This is a genomic window from Rhodococcus sp. IEGM1339 (assembly GCF_050321925.1).
In the GTDB taxonomy this organism is placed as follows: Bacteria; Actinomycetota; Actinomycetes; order Mycobacteriales; family Mycobacteriaceae; genus Rhodococcus; species Rhodococcus pyridinivorans.
In genome coordinates this window covers 1-14,053 of the sequence record NZ_JBNQFT010000034.1, presented here as the reverse complement: position 1 = coordinate 14,053, position 14,053 = coordinate 1, and the positions used below count along the sequence as shown (strand labels likewise).

10 protein-coding genes are annotated in these 14,053 nt (G+C 61.9%); 7 read left to right on the top strand and 3 right to left on the bottom strand.

Annotated elements, in window-relative coordinates; genetic code table 11:
* On the bottom strand, nt 1-1,491 hold the full coding sequence (locus tag ACQR3U_RS22010; RefSeq protein ID WP_230811461.1) for a CoA-acylating methylmalonate-semialdehyde dehydrogenase: 1,491 nt from the start codon (nt 1,489-1,491) through the stop codon (nt 1-3).
* A gap of 114 nt (nt 1,492-1,605) precedes the next feature.
* On the opposite strand from ACQR3U_RS22010, the gene ACQR3U_RS22005 reads away from it, so the two are divergent.
* Both ACQR3U_RS22005 and ACQR3U_RS22000 read left to right on the top strand, forming a co-directional pair.
* On the top strand, nt 1,606-2,520 hold the full coding sequence (locus ACQR3U_RS22005; RefSeq protein WP_230811471.1) for a LysR family transcriptional regulator: 915 nt from the start codon (nt 1,606-1,608) through the stop codon (nt 2,518-2,520).
* A gap of 519 nt (nt 2,521-3,039) precedes the next feature.
* Entirely contained in the window at nt 3,040-4,227 is a 1,188-nt protein-coding gene (locus ACQR3U_RS22000; protein WP_230811460.1) for a TetR/AcrR family transcriptional regulator, read from the top strand.
* Between the two features lie 430 nt (nt 4,228-4,657).
* Here ACQR3U_RS22000 and ACQR3U_RS21995 read toward each other — a convergent pair whose 3' ends face one another.
* The gene (locus ACQR3U_RS21995; protein ID WP_230811459.1) at nt 4,658-6,301 is read right to left on the bottom strand and encodes a flavin-containing monooxygenase; all 1,644 of its coding nucleotides are present in this window, start codon (nt 6,299-6,301) and stop codon (nt 4,658-4,660) included.
* A 1,441-nt stretch (nt 6,302-7,742) separates the two neighbouring features.
* Here ACQR3U_RS21995 and ACQR3U_RS21990 point away from each other — a divergent pair.
* The 5 genes from ACQR3U_RS21990 to ACQR3U_RS21970 all read left to right on the top strand — a co-directional run bounded on the left by ACQR3U_RS21990 (nt 7,743) and on the right by ACQR3U_RS21970 (nt 13,355).
* The gene (locus ACQR3U_RS21990) at nt 7,743-8,516 is read left to right on the top strand and encodes an enoyl-CoA hydratase-related protein (RefSeq protein WP_230811458.1); all 774 of its coding nucleotides are present in this window, start codon (nt 7,743-7,745) and stop codon (nt 8,514-8,516) included.
* 5 nt (nt 8,517-8,521) lie between these two features.
* Nucleotides 8,522-9,682, top strand: a complete 1,161-nt coding sequence (locus tag ACQR3U_RS21985) for an acyl-CoA dehydrogenase family protein (protein WP_230811457.1) — start codon at nt 8,522-8,524, stop codon at nt 9,680-9,682.
* Nucleotides 9,675-10,781, top strand: a complete 1,107-nt coding sequence (locus ACQR3U_RS21980) for an acyl-CoA dehydrogenase family protein (protein ID WP_006550537.1) — start codon at nt 9,675-9,677, stop codon at nt 10,779-10,781. Before ACQR3U_RS21985 ends, ACQR3U_RS21980 begins: the two co-directional genes overlap by 8 nt.
* A gap of 41 nt (nt 10,782-10,822) precedes the next feature.
* Complete coding sequence (locus ACQR3U_RS21975) at nt 10,823-12,403, top strand: AMP-binding protein (protein WP_230811456.1); 1,581 nt, start codon at nt 10,823-10,825, stop codon at nt 12,401-12,403.
* 88 nt (nt 12,404-12,491) lie between these two features.
* Entirely contained in the window at nt 12,492-13,355 is an 864-nt protein-coding gene (locus ACQR3U_RS21970; RefSeq protein WP_230811455.1) for an SMP-30/gluconolactonase/LRE family protein, read from the top strand.
* Between the two features lie 79 nt (nt 13,356-13,434).
* On the opposite strand, the gene ACQR3U_RS21965 is transcribed toward ACQR3U_RS21970, so the two are convergent.
* The coding region (locus tag ACQR3U_RS21965) for an ISL3 family transposase (protein WP_428692134.1) at nt 13,435-14,053 on the bottom strand (619 nt) is incomplete at its 5' end.

The following is a 14,053-nucleotide window of genomic DNA, read 5'->3' as shown; positions in this document are numbered from 1 at the left end:
TTAGTCGTTCTGAGGGAAGCCGAGGTTGATGCCGCCGTGGTTGGGGTCGAGCCAGCGGGTGGTGACGACCTTGCCGCGGGTGAAGAAGTGCACACCTTCGGTGCCGTGGGCGTGTGTGTCACCGAAGAGGGAGTTCTTCCAGCCGCCGAAGCTGTAGTACGCGGTGGGGACGGGGATGGGGACGTTGACGCCGACCATGCCGACCTCGACTTCGTTCTGGAAGCGGCGGGCTGCGCCGCCGTCGTTGGTGAAGATGGCGGTGCCGTTGCCGTAGGGGTTCGAGTTGATCAATTCGAGGGCTTCGTCATAGGTCCCGACCCGTACGACGGACAGGACGGGGCCGAAGATCTCGTCGGTGTAGACGCTCATATCGGTGGTGACGTGATCCAGAAGGGTCGGTCCGAGCCAGAATCCGTCGCTTCCGCCATCGGCCTGCACGGACCGGCCGTCGACTACGACGGTGGCGCCGGCAGCTTCGCCGGCGTCGATACAGGAAGACACTTTGTCACGATGTGCTTTGCTCACCAATGGACCCATATCCGAGTCCTTTGTGCCGTCGCCGGTTTTCAGGCTCAGGGTGCGATCCTTGATCTTTGCAACCAGCTCATCGGCGATGTCCCCGACCGCGACCAGTGCGGAGATCGCCATGCAGCGCTCACCGGCGGAGCCGAAGCCCGCGTTCACCATCGCGTCGGCGGCCAGATCGAGGTCGGCGTCCGGCAGAACAACGGCGTGGTTCTTCGCGCCGCCGAGTGCCTGGACGCGCTTACTGTGGGCGGTTGCGGTTTCGTAGACGTACTTCGCGATGGGGGTCGACCCGACGAAGGAGATGGCCTTGATCGCCGGATTGGTGAGTAGTTCACCGACGGCTGTCTTGTCACCCTGCAGGACGTTGAACACGCCGGCGGGTAGGCCGGCCTCGGACCACAGTTCGGCGATCCACAGCGCTGCCGTGGGAACCTTTTCCGACGGCTTGAGGACCACGGTGTTCCCGGCGGCAATCGCGATGGGGAAGAACCACATCGGAACCATGGCGGGAAAGTTGAACGGGGAGATGATGCCAACCGGCCCGATGGGCTGGCGGATCGACGCCATGTCGACCTTGGTCGACGCGTTCTCGGTCATCCCACCCTTGAGAAGGTGAGCGATGCCGCAGGCAAATTCGACGACCTCCTGGCCGCGGGAGACCTCACCGAGCGCGTCTGAGAGCACCTTGCCGTGCTCGGAGGTGATGATCGCGGCCAATTCCTGCTTGCGGGCGTTGAGCAGTTCACGGAATGAGAACAGAATCTGTGTGCGCTTGGCGATCGAGGTATCTCGCCATGCGGGGAACGCCGCCGCGGCTGCCTCGATCACCGCGCGGGCGTCGTCTGTGCTCGCAAGTGCAACTTCTGCAGTCACTGCGCCGGTGGCGGGGTTGGTGACCGGGGCCGATGTGCCGTTGGTGCCGGTGAAGGGCTTGTTGTCCAACCAGTGTGGGATGACGGTCATGGTTATGTGCTCCTGTGACTCTGTGGTTTTCTCGAGTCTGTCGGTGCAGATGTGCCGCGGTCAACGAGTATCTTCGCAGTGATAACTGCAATTTTGCAGCAGCAAGGGAGTGGGATGTTCACCGCCGATAACATGCGTTTTCTGCTGGAGTTGTCACGGACCGGGCGGATCGCGGACGCGGCCAAACGGCTGGACGTCGATCAGACCACGGTGTCGCGCAGGATCACCCGACTCGAAAAAGACATGGGAGCGCGACTGTTCGACCGGGGATCGTCGGGATGGCAACTGACCGAGGCCGGCCGGCGTCTGGTGCCGTACGCAGAAGCGGTCGAATCGACTCTGTTGGCTGCACTCGACGCGACATCGTCCGCTGGATCCGGCAGTCTTCACGGCACTGTCCGGATTCTCACCCCGGACGGCTTCGGCGCCTATGTGTTGGTTCCGGGACTGGGCATGGTGCGCGACAGACACCCTGACCTGTTCACCGAGCTGCGTACGTCGACCACGCACGATCTGGTGACCGGTCGCGACTTCGACCTCGCAGTCACTCTCGAAAGGCCGTCACCACGATCGGTGTCCGTCAGCAAGCTGGCCAACTACGACCTGCGTCTTTATGCATCATGTCGCTACCTCGACTCGCACAGTGCCATCGAGTCCCTCGACGACCTCGAGGACCACACGTTGGTGTGGTACGTGAACGCCATCTTGGACGTCGAGCCGCTACGTCGACTCGAGCGTCTCCTGCCCGAAGATCGCGCGCAAGTCCAGACGAACAACATCACCGGCCACTATCAGGCGGTCAGGTACGGAGTGGGTATCGCACCGCTCCCGACCTACATCGGTAATGCCGACCCCGATCTCGTGCCCGTACTCCCGGACAAGTTCGTGGCCGAGAGAACCTATTGGTTGGTTGTTCCGCGAGAACTGGCTCGCCTGGCACGGGTGCAGGCCGTCATCGAGATTCTTCTCGACATCGTCAGCGAGAATCCGGATCTGAGGGCGCCGGGCCAGGGCGGTGATTCACGCTGATTCGCGTGCCGCTCGGATGGCTGTGGCGGTGGAAGGACGCCTCCGGCATCTTGTCTGTCTTGGGAACGGACGGACCAGGACGGTGTGGGAATACCGGGCAGCTCTTCACTTTTCAGCCTTCGGTCTTCGGACCGTCCATTCGGCCGATCCTACCGATCGATAGGATGGTAAGTCAATGGTCCATAACTGTCAGTGATCGTCTCCAGATGGTGGTTTGACCTCTCATCTGAGATAAACAACCTGCATGATCTGTGCTTGCGGGTGGTTCATGTCGGGTCGCAGACGCAAATTAGGTAACCTGAGGTAACAACTTGTCGTGGCCGGTGTGTGGCTGCGAAGTGTCTTCGGAAGATTGGATGAGGTCTGTGCTCGTTCAACCGGAGCGACGTAGCAGTCTCGCACGACCCGACGGGGGAGCGCCCTGGCTGGGGCGTAGTTGGACCGACATGCTCAACAGCGACGCGACGTGTCTACCGGAGGCGAGGTCCGGAGCTGAGTCCGTCACGAACGGAGAGACCCATGGGGGCTGAAGCCCGAATCGCACCGACGTCACGTCGGCCGAAAGACCGCAATGTGCAGATCGCGAACAATGCACGCGAGCTGTTCGCACTCAGGGGCTTTCACGCCGTTCGCGTAGACCATATCGCCGAGGCGAGTGGAGTCACCGCGCGTGCGGTGTATCGGCACTTCAAGAACAAGCAGGAACTCCTCGCCCGCATCATCGATGAGGATCAACAGCGTTGGATCGACGCTCTGGATTCGATCTCAGAGGTCGAGTCGGATGAGGATCTGGCCCGGCATCTCGACTACCTGGCGCGTGTCGGTATCGAAAGTCGCCGGCTGTCGGTGCTGTGGCAGCGTGAAGCGCGCCATCTGGACGAGGATGATTTCCGAACCGTACGAAGCAGGGCAGTGTGGATCTCGGACAACGTTGCCGGTCGACTGATCCGTCCGTGCCACCCCGGCCTCGGCGCGTTCGCAACCGATGTTCGCAGTTGGGCGGTTGTCAGCGTCTTGACCAGCCCGGCGTTCTACGACAGCGCGCTTTCGCGGTCTCGTCTCGCTACCGTGATGGCAACGGCATGCGAACGGATCATCGCTGCGCCGACAGTCGAACCTGTGCGTCGCCGGGAGACGCCGACTGTCGAGAACGTGCCGATGGCGCGGCGCGAACAGTTGCTTGCGGCCGCGGCGGCAGCCTTTCGTCGCAGTGGATATGCCGGCGTCAGCATCGACGATATCGGAGCGGATGTCGGGTTCGCCGGTCCGGCGATCTACCGGTACTTCAAGACCAAATCGAGCATCCTCGTCGCATTGATGGAGCGATTCGCCGAGTGGCGAGCATTGGAGGTCGTTCGAGCGCTGCGCACCTCCATTGATCCGGCCGAAGTGTTGTCCGCGTTGATTTCCGGGTACGTGCGTCTCGGAATCGAGGCCGTGGATCTCCTCGCCGTGGCACTGACCGAAGGGCACTACCTTCCAGACGAGGATCGTGAGCGCTTCGAGCGGATCAATGACGATTTTGTCTCCGAGCTGCGCCGGTGGTACTCCTCGGTCCGGCCGGATGTCGACCCGGCGGCCGCGCAGTCGCTCGTGAGCATCGCGGTCACCGTGGTGCACGACTTGGTGCGGATTCCCCATTTCCTCTGCTCCCCGGACTTCGAATCCGAGCTCGATCGGGTAGTGCGTGCCCTGTTTGCAGACTGATGTCGACCGGCGTGCTGGGACGCGTGGGTCAGGCACGCCTCTGCCTTCCGATCTGTAGGTCTGTTTTCGAACCGGACCCTTCTCCCGCTCTCGACCGGTCGGAGCACCGGAGTTGGAGACGACCGCCTGGTGGGCCGTACGTGACAGATCGGCGTCGACGTCGTCCATATTGGTGTGTTCGGACCTGAGGGCGTAGTCGACGTCGGTCGGATGCCGGCCAGGTCCCGACTGTGTCGTTCGGATCGGAGGACCTGCCGAGGTTCCGAAAACTGCTCGAGCGCAGTGTTTATCGCCATGAGCGAGTATTCGGTGACCTCGGGCTCGAACGTCGAGCTCGCACAGTGGAGCAACGCATCCATCTACTTCAACAGTGACGGCACGGGTGCTGGGGTTGTCCGACCCGAGCGCCCGTGCCATCACATCACTGTGTTCAGGTGCGGACGAAACCGGCGTAACCGTTTTCTGCCGCCTCCTGGTTCTTCTTCAGGTACTGGACCAGACCACCGGGATAGGCCAGCAGTTCCCGCTTCTTACCGGGCACATTGGCATTCATGTACCAGGAGTCCGCGAGCGGGAAGATCGTGGCGGCGGTGACTTCCTCGAAGTGCTGCTGCCACTCCTTCTCGCCCTCCGGCGTCGCTTCGATCCGGGTCAGGTCCCGCTCACGCATACTGACCAGGCAGTCGATCACCCAGTCTCCTTCGAGCTCTGCACAGGTCGGTCCGTTACAGAAAGCCGACGGGCTCTGCGGTCCGTAGACGAAGAGGATGTTCGGAAAACCCGAGGTGGCACGGCCGAGGAAGGTGTGAACACCGTTCGCGTAGGTCTCGCCGAAGGTCTCACCGTTCGTGCCGACGATGTCGATGTCGCAGAGGCCACCGGTGAACGAGTCGAACCCGGTCGCCAGGACGATGACGTCGAATTCGCGCTCGACACCATCAGCGGTGACGATGCCGTTCTCGTAGATGTGATCGATGCGGTTGTCGTTGACGTCCACGAGCTCGACGTTGTCTTGGTTGAAGGCTTCGTAGTATGTGTACTCCAGCGGGCATCGCTTGGAGCCGAAGGGATACGGAGGCTCGGTCGGAACCAACTTCTCGGCGAGGACGGGATCCTTGATCCGGCCGCGGGTTTTGTCGCGCCAGAAACGGTAGATTCGGTTACTGACCTCGACGTCGAAGAACAGATCGGCGTAACCGCCCAGCCAGATCTGCAGGCCTCCTTCGGCGTACAGCTTCTCGAGTCCTTCGGTGAACTCCTCGTCGGTCATCTCGGCTGTCGGTTTGTAGACCAGATCGTAGGCGAGACCACCGAATGTCTGGTTGCGGAACTCGAAGAACTTCGGGTAGCTCTTGCGTAGCTCCTCGTTCGCGGCATGATCGAGCTTGGCCGAATACATCGGTAGCGTCATCGACGGCGTGCGTTGGAAGACCGTCATCGACTCCACCTGCGGGGCGATCGATTGGATGACCTGTACACCGCTGGCGCCGGTTCCGATCACCGCGACGCGCTTGCCGCGCATATCGTAGCCCTTGGGCCACTCGGCGGTGTGGAAGATGTCGCCCTTGAAGGTGTCGCGCCCAGCGATGTTCGGGATGAGCTTCTTGGAACCCGTACCGAGCATCGGAAGGAAGAACCGTGCCCGGGTCAGAAAGGTTTCACCGGTATTCTCGTTGCGGGACTCGACAACCCACTGATCGTGACTGGTGTCGAATCGGGCTGCGACCACGCGAGTGCTGTAGCTGATCTCCGGACCGAGTTCGAGCTTGTCGACCACGAAGCGGAAGTACTCCTGCAGTTCCTCCTGACCGGGGAACATCTCCGACCAGTCCCACTCCTTCCAGATGCGCTCGTCGGAAAACTGGTACGCCGTGGCCTCGGTATCGACCCGGGCGCCGGGGTACTGATTCCAGTGCCAGACACCGCCGGCCTCGGGGCCTGCTTCGTACAGCTTCACCGTGAACCCCAACGCGCGCAGGCGTTCGAGCGCGTAGACGCCGGCGAACCCGCCGCCGACTACCAGTACGTCGAGCTCCTCGGTTACGGGACGAGTGTCCTCGAGTAGGGAGACCATTGTGTATTCCTTTCGCACCTTGGATCTGAAGCCTCGGGCTGTTCGATTCATTTGATCGATCGCTGGTCTGGACAAAGTCGATGTCGGACGCCGCAGCGGGCACCCTTCGATGCCCCGAGTTCACGAATGTCATCGAGCGCTAACGCACACTCTCCGAATGGGACGATGGTGCCCTCGTCGTCAGAATATGTCAAGGATCACTAATTTGTGTTCGCGATGATCTGGTGCGCGGGCGTACAAAGCGCGTACATGTGACCTCTATGAAAAGAGGTGTTCCACAGAAGTGTTGATCAGGTCGAGTGGGGGAATCGACGGTCTCAGGCTCGGAGTGCGGATGGTACGACGTTTGCTGATGGAAACCGACGCTAACTTCATTGAGCTCATGCTCGATTCGCAGATGCCGAGGTGGCGACCGGTGTTCACCGGGACGGTGAGAGGCCTTGCGCCAGGCGTGACCCGCGTAGGTTGTGCCGAGTCGACCCGTGATGGTGCCGGATGGGATGCGTCGGCCTGCCCCGGATTTCTTCGCGCCCGCCGCGTATCGCCGATGCGTCAATGGTTGGTCTTCCGCCGGTCGGCCTCGTCGATGCTCTGCACAACCTCCAGATATCGTTCGGAGGGCATGGACGCTGATCGGTTCGCCGTGTCCGACGAGTGATTCATGGTTCTCTGCAAGGTGTCCGAGATTTCGACGGGCCGAGGATGGTCGTAGGTGTGCAGCGAGACGGATCGTCGCAGGCTGCGAGTGAGGACCGCTGGCGTCGGTCGCGGGACACGCCTCTTCGATGCCGAACGTGTGCCGTTGCGTGACCGGCGAGCGGTGCACTTCTCGGGTCGAGGTGAGGGGTTCGGATCGGGAGATCTTCTCAGCCTTCGGTGACTTGTTGTCACTGGTGGGACGGAGTTGGTTTGCGAATCGCTGCTGGCGGGGGCAGGTTCTCGACGATTATCGGGTGCCACTGGTCCTTTGCGGGTCGCTTTGGGTGTCTGCGTCGACATGGGGGGATCCATTGTGTAGTGCCGCGCGAGGGCTTGTAGTTAGTAGCCCTTGACATCGTACTGTGACATGGGTCACGCTGTGTGGGAGGTTGTGGTGGGGGTCGGGGCGGTCTGGTGAGGAAGGGGCGACCCGACCGATGGCTGCATGTGTCACTGCGCGGCCTGCTCTGGTGCGCTGCGTGTCCGACGTGGATATTGCGGCCCATAGGCGAAAGATTCTGGGCAAACAGGCATTCCGATCCGGAGCTAGGTGTGCGGAGATGTCGGCGGCATCTGCGCCCCGGCTCGGGGCGAGAGATTAGTGCCCGTTGACAAATCACCGATAAGGTCCATAGTGTGCTCTCATCTCACGAGGCAAGCGACCTGTTCGAGATTAGCGTTCATAGACTTCATGTCGGCAGCTCGGGGCTTGCTCACGGTGTTCAGAACAGGATGGACCAGCATGGAAACGTTCGAGTTTATCGAGTTCGAGGAGTCCGGCCCGACTGCGACGGTCTGGCTCAATCGCCCGCCGGCCAACGCGGTCAGCCAGGACATGTACGTCGAACTGAAGCAGTTCTTCGATAATGTCGACAAGTACCTTCCCGACGCGCGTGTCGTCGTCGTCGCAGGCCGCGGCAAGCATTTCTGCGGTGGCAACGACCTGGAAGAATTCAAGACCCTGTCGCCGGAGAACTCGCCCGCACGCATGAAGCAGGTACGCGAGGCCTTCTTCTCGATCCGGGACAGTGCGAAGCCGACGGTGGCAGCGGTGCAGGGTGCGGCGGTCGGTACGGGCCTGTGTATTGCAGCCTCGTGTGACCTGGTCGTGGCTGCGGAGAACGCGCGATTTTCATTGCCGGAAGTGAACGTGGGGGTTATGGGTGGCGCCAAGCATCTCTCGCGTCTCGTCCCACAAGGCATGGTCCGCTTGATGCATCTGAGTGGTGACATGGTGCCGGCCGCAGACATTTACAAGTTCGGTGGGATCGTCGAGGTCGTGCCGAACGACGAGCTGATGACTCGCGCCCAGGCACTCGCCGATTCACTTGCTCGACACAGCCCGGCCGCGTTGCGCTTCGCGAAGCTGAGTATGAACACCGTCGAGTACATGGACCTCGAGTCCGGTTACGAGTACGAGCAGTCGCTCACCGGTGAACTGTCCGGTTACGAGGACTCCAAGGAAGCAGTCAACGCCTTCCTCGAACGTCGTACTCCCCACTACACGGGCAGGTGACCACGATGACGACGGATCTGGCCGAATATCGGTCCGGGGTCCGCGCGTGGTTGGCCGACGCGGACATTCCCACCGTTCCCCTCGATCTCGACGAGCGATTCGATGTTCTGCGCGACTGGCAGCGAGCGCTGTTCGAAGCCGGAGGGCTGGGCATCAGCTGGAGCAAGGAGGCCGGCGGCCAAGGGTTGTCCCATCTGCACCAACTGGCGTTCGCTGAAGAGCTGGCTTATGCCCGGGCGCCGATGCCTATCGGTCTGATCGGCCTCGACGTAGTCGGACCGTCGATCGACGAGTTCGGCCAGCAGTGGCAGAGAGAAGAACTCCTACCGAAGCTGCTCTCCGGTGAGCACATCTGGTGCCAGGGCTTCTCCGAACCCGAGGCCGGGTCGGACCTTGCCTCGCTGCGCACCCGGGCCGTGCTCGACGGTGACGAGTTCGTGATCTCCGGACAGAAAGTATGGACCAGCTGGGCGCACAAGGCGCAATGGTGTGCGCTGCTCGTTCGTACTGACCCTGCTGCACACAAGCACGCCGGAATCAGCTACCTGCTAGTGGATATGTCCACGCCGGGAATCACGCCGAAGCCCCTTGAGCAGATGACGGGCGACCGCGAATTCTGTGAGGTCTTCTTCGACGAAGTGCGCGTTCCGCGGCGGAATCTTGTCGGAGAGCTCAACGGCGGTTGGGCTGTTGCGACGCACACTCTCGGTATCGAGCGTGCTGCCTACACGTTGCGCCGGCGAGTCGATTACGAAGTCGCGTTCGAAGACGCCGTCGCTGCGCTTCGAGATCATGGGCTTCCCGCGCCGGAAACCGGGCTCGGACGCCGTGTACGCATAGCGATCGGCAAGGCGCACGTTGCATTGAAAGTCCTGAGCGCGCAAACGCAGAAAACGGTCGCGCGACTCACTGCGGGACAGGTCCCGACTCCGGAGGATTCCGTCGATAAGCTTCTGCTCAACGAGGTCGAGCAGATAGTTTTCGGGGAGATCGCCGAGCTTCTCGGTCCATACCGGGCCGTCGAGGAAAGTCGGCCGTTGGGGCTGGCATCAGATCGGTGGGCACATGACCACCTCTATTCGCGGGCGACCTCCATCTATGGCGGCACCTCTCAGATTCAGCGAAATATCATCTCGGAACGACTGCTAGGACTCCCTCGTGGCTGACGACACCACTACTGCAGAACTGGCCAACAGCCTGGAAGACTTCCTCGCACGCAGTTACGATTCCGCCACCCGACGCGCAGTGCTCTCGGAGAGGAGGGTCACCGAGCTCGGTGGTGTTCTCGGCGAGATGGGAGTGTTCGCTACCTCTGTACCCGAGGTGTTCGGCGGGCTGGGGCTTCCGATGGCGTCGCTCGGACCGTTGTTCACCCTGTACGGCAGGTACCTGGTACCGGGGCCATTGCTGGAGAACTCGCTACTTCCAGCTGTTCTGGCCGCTGATGCACCGGAGACCGCCCGCGCAGCGTTCAAGGCAGCGATGAGCGGTGACGGACAGTTGGCCCTCGTCGATCCGCACGCCACCGGAGACTGGGACGGCGGATCGATCACCGTCCGCAACGGCAGACTCTTCGGACGCTGTCACCTCGTTCGGTTCGGTGGTGATGCGACGCAGCTGGTCGTCGTTTCGGATGATCAGCAGTTATGGCTCGTCGATCCCCATGCGGGAGGCGTCGAGATGATCCAGGCCGATGCCAACGCAGATCCGCTCTCGTCTTTCGCTTCGGTTGGTCTGGACGACGTCGCCGGCACGCCGCTCGCTGATCCGTCTGCAGCGCCGAGGCTGATCGAAGAGATCCGTTCGTGGGTCAGAACGCTCGTCGCATGTGAGTTGAGTGGAATCGCCGCCCATTGCTTACGCACCACAATCGATTATGCGAAGGAGCGTGAGCAATTCGGTCGCCCGATCGGGTCTTACCAGGCGATCAAGCACATCATCGCCGATATGCATGTACATGCCGCCTCGGTCCGGAATCTCTGCGATTCCGTACTCGCGGACTTGGTGAACAGCGAGGCGCCGACAGCGGTCGACGCAGCTGTGCTGAAGGCGCACGCTTCCAAGGTGGCCGTCGAGGTCTGCCAGGACGCGATCCAGGTGCACGGTGGAATCGGATTCACCGCCGAGGTCGATCTGCACTGGTTCTACAAACGAGCGCTCGCCCTACGGCCCTGGTACGGCGATACCCGGGCATTGGAAGAGATGGTCGGTGCGGCAGCATTGGCGCAGACCACAGAACACGCAAGCACGGCGAAGGCGGTCTGATGATCCCACGAGGTGGAAATGTCGCTCCCACTAGCGACTACGTGGCGTCCGGGGATTGGGACGGCGCCTTCATCGACGACTATCTGGCGACCGCAGCCGCCGCGGTACCGGACCGGATGGCACTCGCCGAGCCAACCCGATCGTTGACCTTCGCCGAGTTCGACGCAGCAGTGAACGCGTTGGCAAGCGCCTTGCAAGCGCATGGCATTGCGCCTGGCGATGTCGTCTCGTGGCAGTTACCGAACTGGATCGAAGCGTGCGTGGTCCATCTGGCTGCCATACGTATCGGTGCTGTGAGCAACCCGATCATCCCGATCTACCGGCATACCGAGACCGCGTTCATTCTGCGGCAGTCCGCTTCGAGAATCGTCTTTGTCCCGTCGGTCTTCCGGAACTTCGACTACGCGGCGATGGCCTGCGAGATCGCTCGTGAACTGGACGAACCACCTACCGTCGTAGTAGTCGGTGAGGGGAGCCCAGCCGGCGGCATTCGGTACGACGCCTTCGTCGACGGTGCGGAAAAGCCGAACCGTGTCGACCGCTCACCGGACGATGTGGTGCTACTGCTGTACACCTCGGGAACCACATCCGATCCCAAGGGCGCGATGCACAGCCACAACACTCTCAACTACGAGAACCGCAGCATCGCCGACCTTCTCGAACTGAGCGAATCCGATGTGATCTTCATGCCGTCGCCGGTCGGACACATCACCGGAATCCTGTACGGGATCCAGCTACCACCGATGCTGCGCAGCGGCGTGGCACTGCTCGATGTCTGGAGTCCGCAGGCGGGCATGCGTCTGATCGACGAGTACCGCTGCACCACGACGGTCGCTGCGACTCCGTTCCTGCACGGGATCGTCCACGACCCGTCCGGCTCGTCACATGACTTCTCCTCGATGAGGAACTTCCTTTGTGGTGGCGCCGATGTTCCCCCTGACCTGGTCATCGAGGCCACCGACACCCTTGATGCACTGGTTGCGCGTGTCTACGGATCGACGGAGTTTCCGACGGCATCGGCCGGCAAGCGCAACGATCCCTTGACCAAACGAGCAACGACAGATGGCCGAGCAATCAAGTCTGCGGAGATCCGAATTGTCGACGACGACATGCAGGACGTGACCCCAGGGATTCCCGGCGAGATTCTGCTGCGCGGGCCGGAGATGTTCCTCGGATATCTCGACAACCGGCTCAACGACAGTGCGTTCACCGCGGACGGTTGGTTCCGCAGCGGTGACCTCGGACGTCTCGACACCGAGGGCTACCTCGAGATCGTCGGCCGCAAGAAGGACATCATCATCCGCGGCGGCGAGAATCTCAGTGCCAAAGAGGTAGAGGACCACCTATTCGCCCATCCGATGATCGCCGACGTCGCGGTCGTCGGATCGCCGGATCCCGTCCTCGGAGAACGAGTCTGCGCGATCGTTGTACCGGAGCCCGAAGTCGACATCGAGCTCGAGCATCTCACCGGATGGTTGATCGAACGCAACATCGCACGGCAGAAGCTCCCGGAAAGCCTGATCGTCGTCGACGAGTTGCCGCGGACGGCAAGCGGGAAGATCCAGAAGTTCAAATTGCGGGAGCTCGCGGCGGACCGCGCCAAAGGCACAGTGCACCGTTGAGTGGACCCGACACACCGGACACAAGCCCCCTTCATTCCTCGAGCAATGACCATCGCCGCGAATCCCTCGCGGCGGGATGGAGAACATCATGAGAGAGCACCGCTCGGCCGTTTTCTCGACCGGTCACCAGTTCCTCGAAGGTCTTCGTTGGCACCATGGCAAGCTCTGGGCCAGTGATTTCTTCAGCAAGACGGTGAAGACGTTCAACGCCGACGGTTCGTACACGGACGTCGCCGAGGTCGAAGGCTCGCCATCGGGACTCGGCTTCCTGGATGACGGTTCGGTCCTCGTCGTGTCACAGATGGATCGAACCGTCGTGCGGATCGAGCCTGACGGTACACAGTCGGTGCACGCTGACTTCAGCCAGTACGCCGGCGGCATCGGCAACGACATGATCGTCACAGGCAAAGGTGATGCGTACGTCGGAAACTTCGGTTTCGCTCTGGGGGAGGAAGACCCGAAGACAACACGCTTGGTCCATGTGTCTGCAGACGGCTCCGTCAACCCCGTCGGTGGTGAGGTTCTGTTCCCGAACGGCATGGCGATCACCCCGGACAGAGTTCTTCTCACCGCCCAGACATGGCGGCACTGCATCACGGCGTTCGACATCCAGGAAGACGGAAGCCTGGTCAACGAACGAATCTGGGCCCAGCTCGACGATTCCGTTCACCCGGATGGCATCGCACTCGACGCTGACGGCGGTGTGTGGTTCGGCAACGCGTTGACCCTCGAGTCGGACAGTGGCTTCTACCGAGTTGTCGAGGGAGGAGAGATCACCGACAGGGTTGCGATCGATGGGGCCTGGTCGGTCACCTGTGCATTCGGCGGTGACGATCTCCGCACCCTGTGCATGGCGTGCAATGTGACCACGCTCGAGGAGTTTCACGACGGCAAGTCGACTTCGGTAGTCGCGACTGCGAACGTCGGTTACAAGGGCAGCCCGGCAATGTGAGTAGGACTGCCGCAGAAGTATCGGGTCCAAGGGCTGATCTCGGCCGAGTCGACCCCGGTGCTTATGCGGCTCTTCGCAGTTAGCAGTGGCATTGGTGCCGGCTGGATGCGACCCGACGTGATCGACGAGTGCAGGCCCAGCGTACCCGGCGGCGTTGGTTCTCCGGGGTACGGAATCCGAACGCGATGCGGCCGACGTGTTTGACGATGCGGTTGTAGCCTTCACTGCGCGCATTCGACAGGCCGGTGGTGATCGCCAGGATCATCGGTTCTTGCCACGCCGAGATGGTCGTCGTCAGCTTGCCGATCTCCGGGACCCGGCACGCCGCGCAGAACGTGTAGAACCGATACAGTCTGTCCCGGATCTCATGGCGAAGGCCACCACGGTCGGTGCAGCGCAACACATCGCGCAGCAGTTCCTTCGCTATCCATCCGGCGGCGATGTCCCCGTGCGGATCCGCGGCGGTCAGCTTCTCGAACAGGGCCGATCGTTGCTCATCGGTTAGGCGCTCCGCGGCCCGCAACAGCCGTCGTCGATTGATCCATTCGACATCGCTCGTGCGGCCGCGCCGACCCCGCTCGGCCTGGGTGACCCGGCGTCGGACGGTATCGACCATCTCGTTGGCCTTCTTGACCAGGTGGAACCGGTCCACCACCAGCTGCGCGTGCGGCAATGCCTCGCGCACCGCCTTTTGCGTA